Consider the following 17,596-nt stretch of genomic DNA (forward strand, 5'->3'; position numbering starts at 1 on the left):
TCGTGTTCGAAGTGCCGCGTACCGCCGGGGGCCACCCCCGCACCGTGATCGGTCTTTTGATCGCCCTCGCTGTCGGCGGGGCGGTCTGGGCCGGCGTGGCCACCGCGACCCGTCCGCCGCGAGAGGCGGTTCTGGCTGCCCTGCGACCGGCGGTTCCGCCACGCCCGCCCCTCGTGGTGGTGCAGGACCTGCCGCAACTGGCCGAACGGCTGGATCGCGCGGCGGCGTCGCGCGGCTTCATGGGGGCGGTGCTGGTTGCCAAGGGCGACCGGGTCCTGTTCCGCCAGGTGTATGGCAAGGCGAATTACGAGACCGACCAGCCGCTGGCGCTGGATTCGCGCTTCCGACTGGCGTCCGTGTCCAAGCAGTTCACCGCGGCGGCGATCCTGAAGCTGCAGGACGAGGGTCGGCTGACGATCGGCGATCCGGTCTGCAAGTGGATCCAGCCCTGTCCGGACGCCTGGGCGCCCGTCCGCATCCACCATCTGCTGTCCCACACCTCGGGCATTCCGGACCTGATGGCGCGGGGCGGCTGGGGCCTGCGGCGGGTGACGCCAGCGACGCTGGACGAGCTGACGGAGGACTCCAAGGGCTTCGGGCTGCAGTTCGAGCCGGGGTCCAAGGTCCGGTACAACAACGCGGGCTTCAACCTGGCCGCCGCCATCGTCGAAAAGGCCAGCGGGCGACCGTTCGACGCCTATATGCGCGAAAGCTTCTTCCAGCCCCTGGGCATGGCGGACACCGGGCTGGACCTGGACGGCGGCGACCATGGCGTCGTCATGGGTTACGCCAACTTCCCCGGCGGCCTGGCGGCGCAGCCGAACGCCAACACCTCGATCGTGGCGGGCGCCGGCGCGGTCTATTCGACCCTGGACGACCTGCTGGTCTGGCAGAGGGCGCTGCATCGCGGCGAACTGCTCAAGCCGTTCAGCTATCAGCAGATGCTGACGGACCATTCGCCGGCCGACACGCCCAAGGAGCGCGGGCGCGAGCACCGGGACTGGGGCTACGGCATCTTCTCCAAACGCCTGGGCGAGCAGGTGAAGCCGTCGTTCGAGGACCGCCAAATCTACCACACCGGCAGCTGGGGCGGGTTCCGCAACCTGATGCTCTATCAGCCGGAGGCGGACGTCTCGGTGATCGTGCTGTCGAACAACTATCACCTGCGTGACCAGGTCTTCATGATCGCGGAGCAGGCGATGGCCGAGGCGCTGGGCCGGGAATTCCCGACCCAGCTGGACCGCTAGGCCCGGTCGGCGACCACTTCGGCCAGTTGATCCAGGCCCATGGCCCAGCCCTGGACCATGCCGGACAGGGGCCCGGCCGCGCCCGCCTGGGCGAAAACCACCTTCGCGTCCAGGGTGACGACGGTGCGGTCGCCGTCTTCTTCGAACGTCACGACGTGGGCGGTTTCGAACAGGCAGCGCTCGGTCCTAGACCGGAATGGCATCGGCGATGGTCATGACGCCCTCGTCGAAGGAAGAAAGGGGAGGACGGCGCGCACCTGGGCGTCGCGCAGCCACAGGCCGGCCCACATGATCAGGCCCAGGTAGACGCCGAACAGGGTGTGGCTGAACAGCGGGCTGTCGACGTGCAGGTGGGTGGCGATGGCGCCGCCCAGCAGGCCGGTCATGATCACCGCGCCCAGCAGGCTGCTGCGCCGCCAGGCGTAGAGCAGGGTTCCGGTCAGCTCGACGACGCCGATCAGCGGCACATCCGCCGGATCGATGTTGAGCGAGCGGAAGTAGTCCAGATTCGCGTCCGGCATCAGAAACTTGGGCGCGACGGACGCGCCGAGCATGAACAGGACGAACAGCGCGCTGAGGACGCGGCCGGTCCACACCATGGGCGAGGCCTTCATGGTTCGATCTCCATTGTAAAAGGGCAGGGTGGGGCGGCGCCGGACCGCCCCCGGGCATTCAGGTCTGCTCGGGCGTCCAGCCTTCGGCCGGTATTGTGTTCACCATCCACGGGACGCCGAAGCGGTCGGTCAGACTGCCGTAGCCGGGCGACCAGAAGGTTTCGCCGAAGGCCATGCCGACCGTTCCGCCCTCGGCCAGGGCGTCGAAGACCCGCCTCGCCTCGACGGCGTCTTCGGTATGGTAGGTGACGTCGAAACCGTTCTTGGGCTTGTCGATGTTCGGCGCGAACTCGGGCGGCAGGTCCGCGCCCATGATCGACTGGTCGCCGACGTCGAGCCAGGCGTGCATCAGCCAGTCCTTGTACTTGGGATCGACCGGCATGTCGGGCGGGCCGTCGCCGAACGGAAAGGCGGCGGTGACCTTGCCGCCCAGGATTCGGGCGTACAGGTCGAACGCTTCGCGGCACTGGCCCTGAAAACTCAGGCTGGTCACGATCTTCATGGTCGTCTCCTCCGGTTCTGGTTCAGTCGGGGTTGGCCGCCAGCCAGGCCTCCAGGCGGTCGGCCGTCGACGTCCAGCCGTGCGCGTGTCCGGTCAGGCTGCGGGCGTTCTTCAGGCCCTCCTGGGTGAAGTCCATCTGGGTTCGGCCATCGGGCGTCTCGCTGAGCTGGACGGTGACGAGGGTGTCCACCGCCGGCCCGTCCTCGTGGTTGTCGCCCTCCCACTTGAAGGTGAAGACCAGACGTTCCGGCTCCACGATCTCGCGATAGACGCCGCCCTGCCATAGCTCCTCTCCGGCGCCGGGCGATTTCAGCCCGATGCGCCAGGCGCCGCCGACGCGGAAGTCGCTGGTCACGCTGAAGGCGGGCCATTCGACCGGCCCCATCCAGAGGACCAGGATCTCCGGCCGGCTCCATGCACGCCAGACCAGGCCGCGGGGCGCATCGAAGGTCCGCCGCATGCGCAGGGTGGGCCGGCTGTCGAGGTCTTCGGCGAGGGTCATGGTTCGATCCCGGGAAGTCGGTGTTCGGCGGAAGGCGTCAGAGGGTCTTCACGATCTCGGCCAACTGGTCGGCGACCTGGCCCCAGCCGTCGTGGAAGCCCATGTCCTCGTGCTGCTTCATGGCCGCCGCGGTCCAGTGGCTGGCGGTGGCGGTGTATTTCGTCCTGCCGTCGCCGGTCGGCTCCAGCTCGATGCGCGCGACCATGAAGGGCTGGCCGGCCGGCTTCCAATCGGGCGTGAAGGCGTCGGTCGAGATCAGGCGGCGGTTCGGCACGACCTCCAGGAAGACGCCCGAGTTCGGAAACCGCTCGCCCTCGGGGCCATGCATGACGAAGTCGAAGCGACCGCCGACCTTGGGCTCGATCACCGCGTCGGTGATGCGCCAGGGCTTCGGCGCGAACCACTGGCTGAGAATCGCGGGGTCGGTATAGGCGCGGTAGATCTTCTCGGGCGAGGCGTCGATCACGCGCTCCAGCACAAGATCGAAGGCGTGGGCGACGCCGTCGGTGTCGCAGGGGTTGTTCTCAACTTCTTGGGCCATTGTCGTCTCCGGTCTGAATCTTGCGCAGGTAGCCGTCCAGGCGGTCGAACCCGCCGTCCCAGAACCGGCGATAGGTTTCCAGCCATTCCGCGATGCTGCGCATGGCCATCGGCTCCAGCCGGGCGGGGCGCCACTGGGCCTCGCGGCCGCGGCTGATCAGGCCGGCCCTTTCCAGCACCTTCAGGTGTTTCGACACGGCCGGCAGGCTCATGTCGAAGGGGGCGGCAAGGTCTCCCACCGACGCTTCGCCCTGCGCCAGACGCGCCAGGATCGCCCGACGCGTGGGGTCGGCCAAAGCGGCGAACTGGACGGACAGGGGATCGGTCTGCATGGCGGCTTCATGTGTAACTGATCGGTTAAATGCGCCGCTCGACGCCTTGTTGTCAACCGTTCGGTTAAATACGGTCCTGCGGGAACGGGCCAGCGGGGCAGCGGTTAGCCCAAAGACCGAACGAGAGGACCCGCAATGAAAGCCCTGATCCTGAACCTGACCCTCAAGCCGTCGCCGGAAACGTCGAGCACCGAAGCGCTGGCAAGGGTCGTGATGGCGGAACTGGAGAAGGGCGGGGCGGAGACCGAGCTGGTTCGTCTGGTCGATCTGAACATCAAGCCCGGCGTGAAGACGGATGAAGGCGAGGGCGACGAGTGGCCCGGCGTTCACGCCAAGATCATGGCCGCCGACATCGTGGTGTTCGCCACCCCGACCTGGGTCGGTCAGATGTCCAGCGTCTGCATGCGCGCGCTGGAGCGGATGGACGCCCTGTTCGAGGAAACCGACGACAGCGGCCGTCCGGTCGCCTTCGGCAAGGTGGCCGGGATCGTCATCACCGGAAACGAGGACGGCGCGCACCACATCGTCGCCACCGTGTCCCAGGCCCTGATCGACATGGGCTTCACCATTCCGGCGCAGAGCTGGACCTATTGGCACCTGGGCCCCGGGCCCGGGCCGGACTACGTCAAGACGGACCAGGGCCACGACTACTCCGACCGCGTGGGGCGCAACGCTGCGCGGAACCTGTTGGCCCTGGCCAAGGTGTTGAGGCCGGACACCTATCCTGTTCCCGAAAGCTGAGAACAGGACTAGAACGGCGGCATGATCGCCGCCCTTCTCGCCCTCGCGCTGGCCTCGACGCAGCCGGCCCTCGATCCCGTATCGGAAGCGGAGGCGGTGATCGACCGCATGCACGCCGCCGCGGCGCGGGCGGACGGGCCGGCGTATTTCGCGCTGTTCACGCCCGACGCGCGCTTCATCGGCACCGACGCGACAGAGCGATGGACCCTGGATGCGTTCAAGGCCTACGCCCAGCCGCATTTCTCGCGCGGCCAGGGATGGACCTATCGGCCGCACGACCGGGTCGCGACCCTAGCGCCCGGCGACTGTCGCTGTGTCGTCTGGTTCGACGAACTGCTGGACAATGACGCCTATGGGCTGACGCGCGGGTCGGGCGTGCTGCGGCTGACGGCCGATGGCTGGAAGATCGAGCAGTATGTCCTGTCCATGCCCATACCGAACGACAAGGCGCGGGCCGTTGTCGATCTGATCCAGGCCGAACCCGCCCGCTGATGGATTTTCACGAGGAGGCCTTCGTCCTGTCGGCGCGCGCGCACGGCGACACCGGGGCGGTTGTCGATCTGCTGACCGAGGGGCATGGGCGGCGTTCGGCCTATGTCGCCGGCGGCGCGTCGCGAAAGATGCGGCCCTTCCTGCAGGCCGGGGCGCGCGTCGTGGCCGACTACCGCGCCCGGACGGCGGACCACCTCGGCTCGGCCCGTCTGGAGCCGATGGGGGAGGGGCCCAGCGCCCTGTTCGACGATCCCCTGGCGCTTGTCGGGCTGGCGGGCGCCGCCGCGGTGGCGCAGGGCGCCTTGCCGGAGCGGGAGGCGCACCCCGGCGTCTTCCTGGCGTTCGAGGCGCTGATGTCCGCCTTCGCCCTGCCGGAGGTCTGGCCCGCCATCTTCGTACGGTTCGAAATGGGGCTGCTGGACGATCTCGGTTTCGGACTGGACCTGTCGAAGTGCGCGGCCACCGGCTCTAGCGACGACCTGATCTACGTCAGTCCCCGCACGGGCCGCGCCGTCAGCCGCGAGGCCGGCGCGCCCTACGCCGACAAGATGCTGGCCCTGCCGCCGTTTCTTCTGGGCGCCCAGGCCGGACTGGTCGACGGCGACGTGCGGGCCGGTTTCGACCTGACCGGCCATTTCCTGGAACAGTTCGTCTTCCACCCCCAGAACCGGCCCCTGCCGCCCGCGCGGGTGTGGATGCTGGACCGCCTGTCCGAGGCCGGACGTCTGTAATCCGGCCGCGCGGCGCGGGCCCACGTTGACCTTTGACGCCCTTCTCGACATAAGGGCGGGCTTCGAGGCGCCGCTCCGCAAGGGGCGGCCTTCTTGCTTTATCCATTCCGCGCCGGCCGTCCTCCAGGCCAAGCGCCCCAGAGCGTCAGAATCCCGACCATGCAAGTCGTCGAAAAGTCGAACGAAGGCCTCAGCCGCGTGATCGCGGTCACCATTCCCGTCGCGGAGCTGAACGAGAAGCTCGACGCCCGCGTCAAGGAAGTCGCGCCGCAGGTGAAGCTGAAGGGCTTCCGTCCGGGCAAGGTGCCGGTCGCGCACGTCAAGAAGACCTTCGGCCGCGACTTCATGGGCGAGATCATCAACGCCGAGCTGAACGAATCCAGCCAGAAGGCCCTGGACGAGGCCAAGGTCCGTCCGGCCGCCCCGGCCGAGATGAAGCTGACCAGCGACATGGACAAGGTCATCAAGGGCGAGGAAGACCTGGCCTATGAGATGTCCCTGGAGATCATGCCGGACTTCACCCCGGTCGATCCCAAGACCCTGAAGCTGGAGCGCCCGACCTATGAGGCGTCCGACGCCGATCTGGACGAGGCGCTGACGGAACTGGCCGGTCAGGCCAAGACCTACGAGGACAAGAAGGGCAAGACCGTCAAGGCCGCCGAGGGCGACCAGCTGACGATCGACTTCCTGGGCAAGCTGGACGGCGAGCCCTTCGAAGGCGGCGCCGCCGAGGACGCGGACCTGGTGATCGGCTCGGGCCGCTTCATCCCCGGATTCGAAGAGCAGCTGACGGGCGCCAAGGTCGGTGAAGAAAAGACCATCGAGGTCACCTTTCCCGAGAACTATCAGGCCGCCCATCTGGCCGGGAAGAAGGCCACCTTCGACATCAAGGTGAAGGCCATCAAGGCCGAGGCCGAATCCAAGGTGGACGACGAGTTCGCCAAGCGCATCGGCCTGGAGTCGCTGGACAAGCTGAAGGAACTGCTGAGCCAGAACCTGAACCAGCAGTACGCCGGCGCCGCCCGCTTCAAGCTGAAGCGCGCCCTGCTGGACCAGCTGGACGAAGCGCATGACTTCCCGCTGCCGCCCAAGATGGTCGAGGCCGAGTTCGACGGCATCTGGCAGCAGGTCGAGGCCGACAAGGCCGCCGGCCGCCTGCCGGAAGAGGACGCCAAGAAGTCCGACGACGAGCTGAAGACCGAATACCGCAAGATCGCCGAGCGCCGCGTGCGCCTGGGTCTGGTGCTGGCCGAGATCGGTCGCGCCAACAACGTCCAGGTCACCGACCAGGAGCTGAACGCCGCCATCCTGCAGGAAGCCCGCAACTATCCGGGCCAGGAGCAGGCGGTGCTGAACTTCTATCGCCAGAACCCGAACGCCGCCGCCCAGATGCGCGCGCCGATCTATGAGGAAAAGGTGGTCGACCTGATCGTCGGCGTCGCCGAGGTCACCGACAAGCCGATCAGCAAGGAAGAGCTGCTCAAGGAAGAAGACGAGGCGTAAGCGCCTTTCTCCCAGAGACGATGAAAGGCGGTCGCTGCGACGGCCGCCTTTTTCATTACGCCGTCGGCCTTGCGGGGCGTTCGCGGGAACGCGATATGGAAGACAACGAGACGTGGCTTTCGAGTCGTGTCCGCCCTTAGGCATCTCGAGAAGGCCCGAATGCGCGATCCCATCGACTATCTGCAATCCAACCTCGTTCCCATGGTCGTGGAGCAATCCAGCCGGGGCGAACGGTCGTTCGACATTTTCTCGCGACTGCTGCGCGAGCGGATCATCTTCCTGACCGGGCCCTTCGAGGACGGCATGGCCTCGCTGATCTGCGCCCAGCTGCTGTTCCTGGAATCGGAAAACCCGAAGAAGGAAATCAGCATGTACATCAACAGCCCCGGCGGTCAGGTGACCTCGGCGCTCGCGATCTATGACACCATGCAATACATCAAGAGCCCGGTCTCGACCGTGGTGATGGGCATGGCCGCCTCGGCCGGCTCGCTGATCCTGACGGCCGGGGAGGCCGGCCAGCGGATCGCCCTGCCGAACGCCCGGGTCATGGTGCACCAGCCCTCGGGCGGCTTCCGCGGTCAGGCCTCGGACATCGAGCGCCATGCCGAGGACATCCGCTACACCAAGCGTCGGCTGAACGAGATCTACGTCCACCACACCGGGCGCACGCTGGAAGAGGTCGAGAACACCCTGGACCGCGACCATTTCATGAGCGCCGAGGAAGCCAAGGCCTGGGGCATCGTCGATCACGTCTACGACAAGCGCGACCAGGCCGATGCGGACGGCGTCAAGACCGTCTGATCAGCGAGAGCAGAAGCGGGAGGCCCGGCGATCGTCGCCGGGCCTTCTTGCCGTTCAGGGGCGGCGCGTGAAGACGCGGAAACCGGGCTGGTCGGCGATGGCCAGCATTTCCGTGTCCCCGGAAGTGTCGCCGTACGCGGCGGCCAGGCGGAGCCCGGGTCCGTAGGCGGCGTGAAGACGGCGCACCTTTTCCTCGCCCCGGCAGTTGGCCGTGGCGAAGGCGCCCGTCACGCGGTCCTGCGAATCGAACGCCAGATGCGTTCCCAGCAGGCTTTCGGCGCCCAGCCGTCGGGCGAACGGGGCGACGGTCGTCTCGGGCGAGGCGGTCACGATGACGCGATGCGCGCCGCGGTCGCCCCAGTCGTTCCAGACCTCCAGCGCGTCGGGCCGCATGAAACGGGTCCAGACCCTGTCGGCGAACCGTTCGGCGTCCGCCTCCAGCGTCGCACGATCAACGCCCAGAAGGAATTCCTTCACCGACGCCGCCTTGATCCGCCCCCGGTCGCGATCGCGCGCATAGGCCGCCACCGCCGGGGCCATGCGCACAAGACCCAGCGCCCAGCCGCCGGAGCCGGCCCGCCAGCGCAGGAATTCGGTGAAGCTGTCGCGAATCGTCAGGGTGCCGTCGAAATCGAACGCGACGATCGGTCGCCCCTCGGGCGGGCCGGACTGGCGAAAATCCTGCAGACTACCCATGTCAGACATTCGCCGTGATCCACATTGAAACTGAAACATCCCCGCGCCGTCTCAATCCCACGTCTTCAACGGGGTTGTGGTGGAACGAGGGATGGGTGATTGTCATTTTTTGAAAACCTTCGCGTTCATGATCGTCGAATCAACGCGAGGGAAGCGCGTTTCGCCTCATGTCGGGGCGGACCGCGAGAGTGAGAAGGGTCTATGACCAAAGCAGCCGGCACCGACGCCAAGAGCACCCTGTACTGTTCCTTCTGCGGCAAGAGCCAGCATGAAGTGCGCAAGCTCATCGCCGGCCCGACGGTGTTCATCTGTGATGAATGCGTCGAACTGTGCATGGACATCATCCGTGAAGAGCACAAGATCGGCTTCAAGAAGACGACCGATGGCGTTCCTTCGCCGAAGGAAATCCGCGACGTCCTGGACGATTACGTCATCGGCCAGTCGCACGCCAAGAAGGTGCTCTCGGTCGCGGTTCACAACCACTACAAGCGCCTGAACCACGCGACGAAGAACAACGACGTCGAGCTGGCCAAGTCCAACATCATGCTGATCGGGCCGACCGGCTCGGGCAAGACGCTGCTGGCCCAGACGCTGGCGCGGATCATCGACGTGCCCTTCACCATGGCCGACGCCACCACCCTGACCGAAGCCGGTTACGTGGGCGAGGACGTCGAGAACATCATCCTGAAGCTGCTGCAGGCGTCGGACTACAACGTCGAGCGGGCCCAGCGCGGCATCGTCTACATCGACGAGATCGACAAGATTTCGCGCAAGTCCGACAACCCGTCGATCACCCGCGACGTCTCGGGCGAGGGCGTGCAACAGGCGCTGCTGAAGATCATGGAAGGCACCGTCGCCTCCGTGCCTCCGCAGGGCGGCCGCAAGCACCCGCAGCAGGAGTTCCTGCAGGTCGACACCGCCAACATCCTGTTCATCGTCGGCGGCGCCTTCGCCGGTTTGGAGAAGGTTATCTCGGCGCGCGGCGAGGGGGCCTCGATCGGCTTCGGCGCCAAGGTCAAGGAGATCGACGAGCGCCGCACCGGCGAGATCCTGAAGAACGTCGAGCCGGATGACCTGATGCGGTTCGGCCTGATCCCCGAATTCATCGGCCGCCTGCCCGTGCTGGCGACGCTGGAAGATCTGGACGAGGCGGCGCTGGTCACCATCCTGACCGAGCCCAAGAACGCCCTGGTCAAGCAGTACAAGCGCCTGTTCGAGATGGAGAATGTCGAACTGACCTTCACCGACGACGCGCTGACCGCCGTCGCCAAGAAGGCCATCACGCGCAAGACCGGCGCGCGGGGTCTGCGTTCCATCCTGGAAGGCATCCTGCTGGAGACCATGTTTGAACTGCCGACCTTCGAAGGCGTCGAGGAGGTGGTGGTCAACGCCGAGGTGATCGACGGCAAGGCCCAGCCGCTGCTGATCTATTCGGAAGCGTCCAAGAAGAAGGCCGACGGCGCCGCCTGACCGGCCGCCGAACGCGAGGGTTTCAGGGCGCGGTCGTTTCGACCGCGCCCTTTTCCTTTAGCCGAAGGTGAAGGCGAAGACCTGGGCGCCGGGGTCGAGGAATTCGATCTCGAACGTGCGTTCGCGCACCGGGCCGGCCTGACGCACCAACTGATACAGGCGCTCGCCGTCGACCCGGCCCATGCCCTGTGCGTCGATGTCCATGCCGGCGTCGGCGCCCGGCGCCTGGCCGTCGATCCGCACCCGGAAGCGGGGCGTGGTTCCGGCCCTGCCGGAGCCCATCACCAGGTGCAGGTCGCGCGCCTTGAAGCGGAAGGCGACCTTGCCGCCCGCATCCTGCAGGTCGGCGTGTTCGCGCGTCACCCGCCAGCGACCGGACAGGCTCCAGCCGTTCAACTGCAGGGGCGCGGCTGCGTAGGTCTTGATCGTGTCGCGGGCCAGGCCGCCGGGCGAGCGGAAGTTCTCGGCCCGCGCATAGCCGACATAGGTCTCGGGCGAATCCACCTGGGCGAAGTCGGCGGCGACTTCGGCGCCCCTGGCGTCGACCTGGACCGTGCGTCCGTCGACCTGCACGCCCGCCTCCTTCAGCAACTGCTGGATGACCCGTTCGGAGCCTTCGTAGTCGCCTTCGCCGAAATGGTGATGGCGGATGCGGCCCTGGGCGTCGACGAAATAGTGGGCGGGCCAGTACTGGTTCCGGAACGCTCGCCAGACGGCGAAATCGTTGTCCATGGCGACGGGATAGGTCAGCCCGAGGCGCCGGACGTTCTGGCGGACATTCGCCTCGGACTTCTCGAAGGCGAACTCCGGCGTGTGCACGCCGATCACGACCAGGCCCTGGTCCTTGTACTTCTCGGCCCAGGCTTTGACGTAGGGGATGGAGCGCAGGCAGTTGATGCAGGAGTAGGTCCAGAAGTCGACCACCACCACCTTGCCGCGCAACTGCTCGGTCGTGAGGGGCGGGGTGTTCAGCCAGGTCGTCGCGCCCGTAAGCGGAGGCATGACCCCCTCGACCGGCAGGTTGGCGAGGTCGGCGGGCGCGGCGTTGGTCGGCACGCCCGCGCCGATCCGGCTCAGCAGCGCCTGTTCGATCCGGGCCGTGCTGCCCGCCGAGACGCGGGTCAGCAGGCCGGTGTCGAGGCCCAGGGCGATTGCGACCACCCCGACCAGCACCAGGGCCCCCAGGCCGCGCCGGATCCATTCGCCGGCTCCGAGCGCGCCCTTCATGGCCCGGAACACCCGCCCGCCGACCAGCAGGGCCAGCGCCAGCGAGGTCGCGGCCCCCGCAGCATAGGCCAGAAGCAGCACGGTCGTGCCCACGCCCGCCCCCTGCAGCGCCGCGCCGGTCAGGATCAGGCCCAGGATCGGTCCAGCGCACGGCGCCCACAGCAGGCCCGTGGCGACGCCCAGCAGAAGGGAGGCCCGCACGTCGCCCTCGTCGCGCGACCGCTTTTCCGCGCGTTCGGTCAGCCAGGAGCCCAGGGCCACGAACGGCCGCATCAGCCGGTCTCCCACGGCGGGCAGCAGCAGGCTGAGGCCCAGCACCGCCATGACGGCCAGGGCGATCCACCGTCCGGCCTCGTTGGCCCGCACCGCCCATCCGCCGCCCAGCGCCGCCAGGGTCGCCACGCCCGCAAAGGTCACCGCCATGCCGACCAGCAGCGGAAAGCCGTTGCGGATGAAGGGGCGTTCGGCGCGCGCAAAGACGAACGGAAGCACCGGCAGGATGCATGGGCTGACGATCGTCAGGACGCCGGCCAGATAGGAAAGCAGGAACAGGATCATCGCTTCGCGTCCTCGACTATGTCCCTAGATACGACGGGCGACGGGTTTGGGTTACCCTTGCGCGCGATATGGTCGGTTCGCCGCGCACGATTGTCGGAAGCCGTCGGCGCTCTTGCTGGCTGCATCTTCGGTTTGCGTCGCGGGGACTATCCCCGACTTAGAGGTCACTTCGGGCTAGACTTCCGGTTCCCGTTCCCTGATTCGCTGGCCCATGACGATCCACGCTCCGCCGCCGGAAGGCGGCCGCATCATCGACGAGCCGATGGAGACGGCGCTCAGCCGCCGCTATCTGGCCTACGCCCTGTCGACTATCACAAATCGCGCCCTGCCGGACGTGCGCGACGGCTTCAAGCCCGTGCACCGGCGCATCCTGTACGCCATGCACCAGATGCGGCTGAACCCGCAGGCGGCGGCGCGCAAGTGCGCCAAGGTCGTGGGCGAGGTGATGGGCGGCTATCACCCGCACGGCGACGCCTCGATCTACGAGGCCCTGGTGCGCCTGGCGCAGGATTTCGCCCAGCGTTATCCGCTGGTCGATGGGCAGGGGAACTTCGGCAACATCGACGGCGATAGCGCCGCGGCCATGCGCTACACCGAGTGCAAGCTGACGCCTGCCGCCGTCCTGCTGCTGGAGGGCATCGACCAGAACGCCGTCGACTTCCGCGCCACCTACGACGACCAGGACGAGGAGCCGGTCGTCCTGCCGGCCGGCTTCCCCAACCTGCTGGCCAACGGTTCTTCCGGCATCGCCGTGGGCATGGCGACCTCCATCCCGCCGCACAATGTGGGCGAACTGATCGACGCCTGCCAACTGCTGCTGGAGCGGCCCGAGGCGACGACCGAAGACCTGGCGCAGATCGTGCCTGGCCCAGACTTCCCGACCGGCGGCGTGGCGGTCGAAGGGCATGCGGCGATCCTGGACGCCTACGAAACCGGCCGGGGCGGCGTGCGCCTGCGGGCGCGCTGGGAAACCGAGGACCTGGGACGCGGCGTCTGGCGGATCGTGGTCACCGAGATGCCCTATCAGGTGCAGAAGTCGCGCCTGATCGAGGCGCTGGCGGACCTGATCGAGCAAAAGAAGGCGCCGCTGCTGGGCGATGTGCGCGATGAGTCGGCCGACGACATCCGCCTGATCCTGGAGCCCAAGAACCGCACCATCGAGCCCGAGATGCTGATGGAGAGCCTGTTCAAACTCTCGGATCTGGAAGTCCGCTTTCCGATCAACATGAACGTGCTGGACGCCAGTGGCACGCCGCGCGTCATGGGGCTGAAGGACTGCCTGCGTGCGTTCCTGGATCACCGCCGCGAGGTGCTGAACCGCCGCTCGCAATGGCGGATCGAAAGGGTCGAGAAGCGGCTTCATCTGCTGGAAGGCCTGCGCATCGTCTTCCTGAACCTGGACGAGGTGATCCGCATCGTTCGCGAGGAGGAACAGCCCAAGGCGGTGCTGATCGCGCGTTTCGGCCTGACCGAAGTCCAGGCCGACTTCATCCTCGACACCCGGCTGCGCCAGCTGGCGCGTCTGGAGGAGATGACGATCGAGAAGGAGTTCAACGAACTCTCGGAGGAACTGGCCGGCCTGAAGGCGCTGACCTCATCGGAAGGCAAGCAGTGGAAGGCGATCTCCAAGGAACTTGAGGCGGTGCGCAAGGCGCTGGTCTCGCCGCGCCGAACCACGATCGCCGAGGCCGTCGACAGCTCGGCCTTCGTGGCGCCGGAAGCCTTCATCCCGCGCGAGGCCATCACCGTCATCCTGTCGGAACGCGGCTGGATCCGCGCCGCCAAGGGCAAGGTGGAGGATCCGTCGGAACTGAAGTTCAAGGAAGGCGACCAACTGGCCTTCCTCGTGCCCGCCTATACGACGGACAAGCTGCTGGTCGGCGCGTCCGACGGACGCATCTTCACCATCGGCGCGGACAAGCTGGCGTCTGGGCGCGGCCACGGCGAGCCGCTGCGCCTGATGATCGACCTGGACGAGAAGGCCGAGATCATCAACGTGCTGGCGCACCAGCCGGGCGGCAAGCTGCTGATCGCGTCGAAGGCGGGCTATGGCTTCATCGCGCCCGAAGACGACACCCTGGCCCAGAAGCGGGGCGGCAAGCAGGTGCTGAACGGCGACATGCTGGCCATGCTGCGGATCGGCGGCGACCACGTCGCGACCATCGGCGAGAACATCAAGACGCTGATCTTCCCGCTGGCCGAACTGCCCGAGATGGGGCGCGGCAAGGGCGTGAAGCTGCAATCCTTCAAACAGGGCGGCCTGGCGGACGTGACCGTGTTCAACGCCGAGGCCGGGCCGGAGTGGGCGGACGGCGGCGGCCGCCGTCGCAACTGGCCCGACTGGAAGGACTGGCTGGGCAAGCGCGCGGGCGCGGGGCGTCAGGGGCCGCGGGGGATGAGGAAGTTCCGATAGGCGGCCGGCGGCCGCCTAATCCTCCAGCCGCGTCCAGCCAAGCGGACGCAGAACCTCCATCGGGCGGAAGTCGGCCTTGTAGTCCATCTTCTCGGAGCCCTGGACCCAGTAGCCCAGGTAGACGAAGGGCAGGCCGACCAGGGCCGCCTGCCGGACGTGGTCGAGAATGGCGAACCGTCCGAGGCTGCGGCGGACCATGGTCGGGTCATAGAAGCTGTAGACCATGGACAGGCCGTCGCGCAGCAGGTCGGTCAGGGTGACGGCCACCAGGTCGCCGGGGCCGCCGTCCTGCGAGGGCAGGCGGTACTCGATGAGATGGGTGCGCACGGCCGTGTCCTCGACCATGGCGACATAGTCGAGCCAGCCCATGTCGCTCATGCCGCCCTGGGGGTGACGCGCGGTCAGATAGCGGCGCAGCAGCTGGAACTGCTCGGTCGTGGCTTCGGCCTCGACCAGGCTGCAGGACAGGTCGCCGTTGCGGCTCAGGACCTTGCGCTGCGAGCGGCTGAACACGAAGTCGGGCACGGGCAGGCGAACCGACAGACAGGCGTCGCAGGCCTCGCACGCCGGGCGATAGGCGATGTTCTGGCTGCGGCGGAAGCCGGCGATCGTCAGTTCGTCATTGACGTGGGCGCCGTCCGAGAAGGGCAGGTTGGCGAAGACCTTGCGCTCGGTCCGGCCCGGCAGATAGGGGCACGGGGCCACCGAGGTCATGAAGAACCGAAGCTGCCGTGTCGGTACGTGCTGCGTCACGGTTTCAGGTCCGCATCCAATCTTGCCAATATTGCGACGGTGCAACGCGCATGGCGCGATTTGGCGGCATTAACCATCCGGCCGCAAGCGCAGGGGCGCCACAGCCGGCCGCCATCACAGCGAGGTGTCCATCGGCAGCACCGGCGCCTCGCGCAGCAGCACGATGGCGATGCGGCGATTCCCGGCCAGGCTGGGATCGTCAGGGTAGAGCGGATCCGAGCCCGCCTTGCCCGCGACGGAATAGACCCGGTCTGCATCCACGCCCGCGCCCTGCAGCACCAGACGCGAGGCGTTGGCGCGCTCGGACGACAGGGTCCAGTCGCCGGCGGCGCTGGCGCGGCCGGAGCCGGCCGTGGCGCTGGTGTGGCCGGTGATCGAGATGCGGTTCGGCAGCTGGTTGATGACCCTGGCGACCGCGCGCAGCAGCACCTGGGCGCGTGCATTGGGGCGCGCCGAGTTGTTGTCGAACATCGACCGGCCTTCCTGGTCGACCAACTGGATGCGCAGTCCCTCGGGCGTCTGGTCCACGATCAGCTGCTTGGAGAGTTCGGCCAGTTCCGGCATCGACTGCATGGCCTGACGCAGGGATTCGGCCGCGCTGGCGAACTCTTCGGCCTCGCGCCGGCGCATTTCGGCCTCCAGCGCGGCGTCGCTGGCCGAGGACAGATTGGAGCTGGGACCGGTCTCGGCAGCGTTAGGCGGAGCCTCGGGCGCCAGCTGTTCGATCACCGCCATGGAGCCGGAGCTCTTGGGACCGTCGTCACCCAGCGCCGTGCCGCCCAGAATGCCGCCCGAGCCGGAGGTGGTCTCCGACACGCTGGCGGGGGCGAAATATTCGGCGATGCCCTTCTTCTGTTCCGGGTCGGTCGTGTTGATCAGCCACATCAGGAGGAAGAAGGCCATCATCGCGGTGACGAAGTCCGCATAGGCGACCTTCCACGCGCCGCCGTGGTGGCCGTGGCCCCCGCTCTTCTTCACCTTCTTGATGAGGATCGGGCGATCGCTCACGGCCATGGACGCAACCCCTGGAGTCTGTGCCCGATTGTGCGCCAGATAAGGTTAAGGCGTCCTTTCCCTTGCCCCCGCCGGACAGGGGTCCTAGTGCGACGGCGAGCATAGGAGCACCGCCATGAAGATCGCATTCGCCGGCCTGGGCGTGATGGGCGCGCCGATGGCGCGACACCTGGTGAACGCCGGGCACGAGGTCGCGGGCTTCAACCGCTCGCCGGGCAAGGTGCAGGCCTGGGCTCAGTCGACCGGCGGGCGTTTCGCGGCGACGGTCACGGAGGCGGCGGACGGCTCCGAACTGTTCGTCCTGTGTGTCGGTAACGACGACGACGTGCGCGCCGTGACGACCGAAGCCCTGCCGCATCTCGCCCCGGGGGCTGTCGTTGTCGACCACACCACGACATCGGCCAAGGTCGCGCGGGAGATGGCCGAACTGGCGCAGGGACAAGGGCGGTTCTTCATCGACGCCCCGGTCTCTGGAGGCCAGGCGGGCGCCGAGAACGGCCAGCTCAGCGTCATGGCGGGCGGCGACGCCGCCGCCCTGGCGCGAGCGGAACCGGCGCTGAGGGCCTATTCCAAGGCGATAAAGCACATGGGGCCGTCCGGCGCGGGCCAGCTGACCAAAATGGTCAACCAGATCGCCATCGCGGGCGTGGTCCAGGGACTGGCCGAGGCGGTGCATTTCGCCCAGGCCGCGGGACTGGACACCGACGCCGTCTACGACGCCGTGTCCAAGGGCGCCGCCCAGAGCTGGCAGATGGACAACCGCTGGAAGACGGCGGCCAAGGGGCAGTTCGAGTTCGGCTTCGCCGTCGACTGGATGCGCAAGGATCTGGGCCTGGTGCTGGACGAGGCGCGGGCGAACGGCGCGCGGCTGTCGCTGACGGCGCTGGTCGACCAGTTCTACGCCGAGGTGCAGGCCATGGGCGGCAATCGCTGGGACACCTCCAGCCTGGCGGCGCGGCTTCAATCCCCGCGCTAAAGCCGCCGATACATCACGTGCAGGCCGACGAGGCCGTGCCTCGGATGGTCGAACGTCTCGGGGACCGTGCCGACGATCTCGAAGCCCAGCGAGCGCCACAGGGCGACGGCGTGGGCGTTGGTCTCGACCACGGCGTTGAACTGCATGGATCGGAAACCGGCGGCGCGGGCGAAGTCCAGCGCGGCTTGACCCAGCCGACGAGCGACGCCGCGTCCGCGCGCCTTCGAACTGACCATGAAGCTGCCGTTGGCGACGTGCGCGCCGTTGCCCTGCTGGTTCGGGACGATCTTGGCGGCGCCGAGGATGCCGCCATCCTCCACCGCGACCAGGGTTCCGCCAGGCGGGGCGGGCGTCCACATGGCGCGCGCGGCCGCCTCGGTCATGTCGAGCGGATAGGTGTAGGTCTCGCCTTCACGCGTGACGGCTTCGATGATCGGCCACAGGCCCGGCCAGTCCGCGTCGGTCAGCGGCCGGACTTTCATGG

Annotated in this window: 19 protein-coding genes and 1 pseudogene; 9 read left to right on the plus strand and 11 right to left on the minus strand. The window is 67.6% G+C overall.

Going from position 1 to position 17,596, the window contains the following annotated elements:
• Nucleotides 1-11: 11 nt before the first annotated feature.
• On the plus strand, nt 12-1,247 hold the full coding sequence (locus tag ACE3PU_RS05035) for a serine hydrolase domain-containing protein (protein ID WP_374387316.1): 1,236 nt from the start codon (nt 12-14) through the stop codon (nt 1,245-1,247).
• Here the strand turns inward: ACE3PU_RS05035 and ACE3PU_RS05040 are convergent.
• The 6 genes from ACE3PU_RS05040 to ACE3PU_RS05065 are packed head-to-tail and all read right to left on the minus strand — an operon-like array spanning nt 1,244 to nt 3,737.
• A complete protein-coding gene (locus ACE3PU_RS05040) occupies nt 1,244-1,450 on the minus strand; it encodes a hypothetical protein (protein ID WP_374387318.1) in 207 nt (68 codons plus the stop codon). The genes ACE3PU_RS05035 and ACE3PU_RS05040 overlap by 4 nt on opposite strands.
• A 9-nt stretch (nt 1,451-1,459) precedes the next feature.
• Complete coding sequence (locus ACE3PU_RS05045) at nt 1,460-1,861, minus strand: DoxX family protein (protein WP_374387320.1); 402 nt, start codon at nt 1,859-1,861, stop codon at nt 1,460-1,462.
• Between the two features lie 58 nt (nt 1,862-1,919).
• The gene (locus ACE3PU_RS05050; protein WP_374387322.1) at nt 1,920-2,363 is read right to left on the minus strand and encodes a VOC family protein; all 444 of its coding nucleotides are present in this window, start codon (nt 2,361-2,363) and stop codon (nt 1,920-1,922) included.
• A 22-nt stretch (nt 2,364-2,385) separates the two neighbouring features.
• Entirely contained in the window at nt 2,386-2,865 is a 480-nt protein-coding gene (locus ACE3PU_RS05055) for an SRPBCC domain-containing protein (protein ID WP_374387324.1), read from the minus strand.
• 37 nt (nt 2,866-2,902) lie between these two features.
• Nucleotides 2,903-3,406 (minus strand): SRPBCC family protein, encoded by a 504-nt coding sequence (locus tag ACE3PU_RS05060; RefSeq protein WP_374387326.1) that lies wholly within the window; start codon nt 3,404-3,406, stop codon nt 2,903-2,905.
• Complete coding sequence (locus tag ACE3PU_RS05065; RefSeq protein WP_374387328.1) at nt 3,390-3,737, minus strand: ArsR/SmtB family transcription factor; 348 nt, start codon at nt 3,735-3,737, stop codon at nt 3,390-3,392. The genes ACE3PU_RS05060 and ACE3PU_RS05065 overlap by 17 nt, the downstream gene beginning before the upstream one ends.
• Before the next feature lie 135 nt (nt 3,738-3,872).
• Here ACE3PU_RS05065 and ACE3PU_RS05070 point away from each other — a divergent pair, with 135 nt between their 5' ends.
• The 5 genes from ACE3PU_RS05070 (at nt 3,873) to ACE3PU_RS05090 (ending at nt 8,005) form a co-directional block, all read left to right on the plus strand.
• Nucleotides 3,873-4,478, plus strand: coding sequence for a flavodoxin family protein (locus tag ACE3PU_RS05070; RefSeq protein ID WP_374387330.1), 606 nt, complete (start codon nt 3,873-3,875; stop codon nt 4,476-4,478).
• Between the two features lie 21 nt (nt 4,479-4,499).
• Entirely contained in the window at nt 4,500-4,970 is a 471-nt protein-coding gene (locus ACE3PU_RS05075) for a nuclear transport factor 2 family protein (RefSeq protein ID WP_374387332.1), read from the plus strand.
• Nucleotides 4,970-5,701: a DNA repair protein RecO gene (recO, locus tag ACE3PU_RS05080; RefSeq protein ID WP_374387335.1), complete on the plus strand. Its 732-nt coding sequence runs from the start codon at nt 4,970-4,972 to the stop codon at nt 5,699-5,701. The genes ACE3PU_RS05075 and recO overlap by 1 nt, the downstream gene beginning before the upstream one ends.
• A 159-nt stretch (nt 5,702-5,860) precedes the next feature.
• Nucleotides 5,861-7,204, plus strand: a complete 1,344-nt coding sequence (gene tig / locus ACE3PU_RS05085; RefSeq protein ID WP_374387337.1) for a trigger factor — start codon at nt 5,861-5,863, stop codon at nt 7,202-7,204.
• A gap of 159 nt (nt 7,205-7,363) precedes the next feature.
• Nucleotides 7,364-8,005 carry an ATP-dependent Clp protease proteolytic subunit gene (locus ACE3PU_RS05090; RefSeq protein ID WP_374387339.1) on the plus strand — a complete coding sequence of 214 codons (642 nt, stop codon included), beginning with the start codon at nt 7,364-7,366 and terminating at the stop codon, nt 8,003-8,005.
• 54 nt (nt 8,006-8,059) lie between these two features.
• Here ACE3PU_RS05090 and ACE3PU_RS05095 read toward each other — a convergent pair whose 3' ends face one another.
• Nucleotides 8,060-8,710, minus strand: coding sequence for an HAD-IB family hydrolase (locus tag ACE3PU_RS05095; protein WP_374387341.1), 651 nt, complete (start codon nt 8,708-8,710; stop codon nt 8,060-8,062).
• Between the two features lie 192 nt (nt 8,711-8,902).
• Between ACE3PU_RS05095 and clpX the strand changes: the two genes are divergently transcribed.
• Complete coding sequence (gene clpX, locus ACE3PU_RS05100) at nt 8,903-10,171, plus strand: ATP-dependent Clp protease ATP-binding subunit ClpX (RefSeq protein WP_374387343.1); 1,269 nt, start codon at nt 8,903-8,905, stop codon at nt 10,169-10,171.
• 57 nt (nt 10,172-10,228) lie between these two features.
• Here the strand turns inward: clpX and ACE3PU_RS05105 are convergent, their stop codons facing one another.
• Nucleotides 10,229-11,956 (minus strand): cytochrome c biogenesis protein DipZ, encoded by a 1,728-nt coding sequence (locus tag ACE3PU_RS05105; protein WP_374387345.1) that lies wholly within the window; start codon nt 11,954-11,956, stop codon nt 10,229-10,231.
• 211 nt (nt 11,957-12,167) lie between these two features.
• On the opposite strand from ACE3PU_RS05105, the gene parC reads away from it, so the two are divergent.
• Nucleotides 12,168-14,369: a DNA topoisomerase IV subunit A gene (parC, locus tag ACE3PU_RS05110; RefSeq protein WP_374387347.1), complete on the plus strand. Its 2,202-nt coding sequence runs from the start codon at nt 12,168-12,170 to the stop codon at nt 14,367-14,369.
• Here the strand turns inward: parC and ACE3PU_RS05115 are convergent.
• Both ACE3PU_RS05115 and ACE3PU_RS05120 read right to left on the minus strand, forming a co-directional pair.
• Nucleotides 14,308-15,122 (minus strand): annotated as a pseudogene (locus tag ACE3PU_RS05115) (arginyltransferase); the annotation flags it as partial. The gene parC and the pseudogene ACE3PU_RS05115 sit on opposite strands and share 62 nt — an antisense overlap.
• 114 nt (nt 15,123-15,236) lie before the next feature.
• Complete coding sequence (locus tag ACE3PU_RS05120; RefSeq protein ID WP_374387349.1) at nt 15,237-16,136, minus strand: flagellar motor protein MotB; 900 nt, start codon at nt 16,134-16,136, stop codon at nt 15,237-15,239.
• A gap of 115 nt (nt 16,137-16,251) precedes the next feature.
• Here ACE3PU_RS05120 and ACE3PU_RS05125 point away from each other — a divergent pair, with 115 nt between their 5' ends.
• Nucleotides 16,252-17,112, plus strand: a complete 861-nt coding sequence (locus tag ACE3PU_RS05125; protein WP_374387351.1) for an NAD(P)-dependent oxidoreductase — start codon at nt 16,252-16,254, stop codon at nt 17,110-17,112.
• Here ACE3PU_RS05125 and ACE3PU_RS05130 read toward each other — a convergent pair.
• A complete protein-coding gene (locus ACE3PU_RS05130) occupies nt 17,109-17,594 on the minus strand; it encodes an N-acetyltransferase family protein (protein ID WP_374387353.1) in 486 nt (161 codons plus the stop codon). The genes ACE3PU_RS05125 and ACE3PU_RS05130 overlap by 4 nt on opposite strands.
• Nucleotides 17,595-17,596: the final 2 nt, after the last annotated feature.

The organism is Brevundimonas sp., from assembly GCF_041911375.1.
Lineage (GTDB): Bacteria > Pseudomonadota > Alphaproteobacteria > Caulobacterales > Caulobacteraceae > Brevundimonas.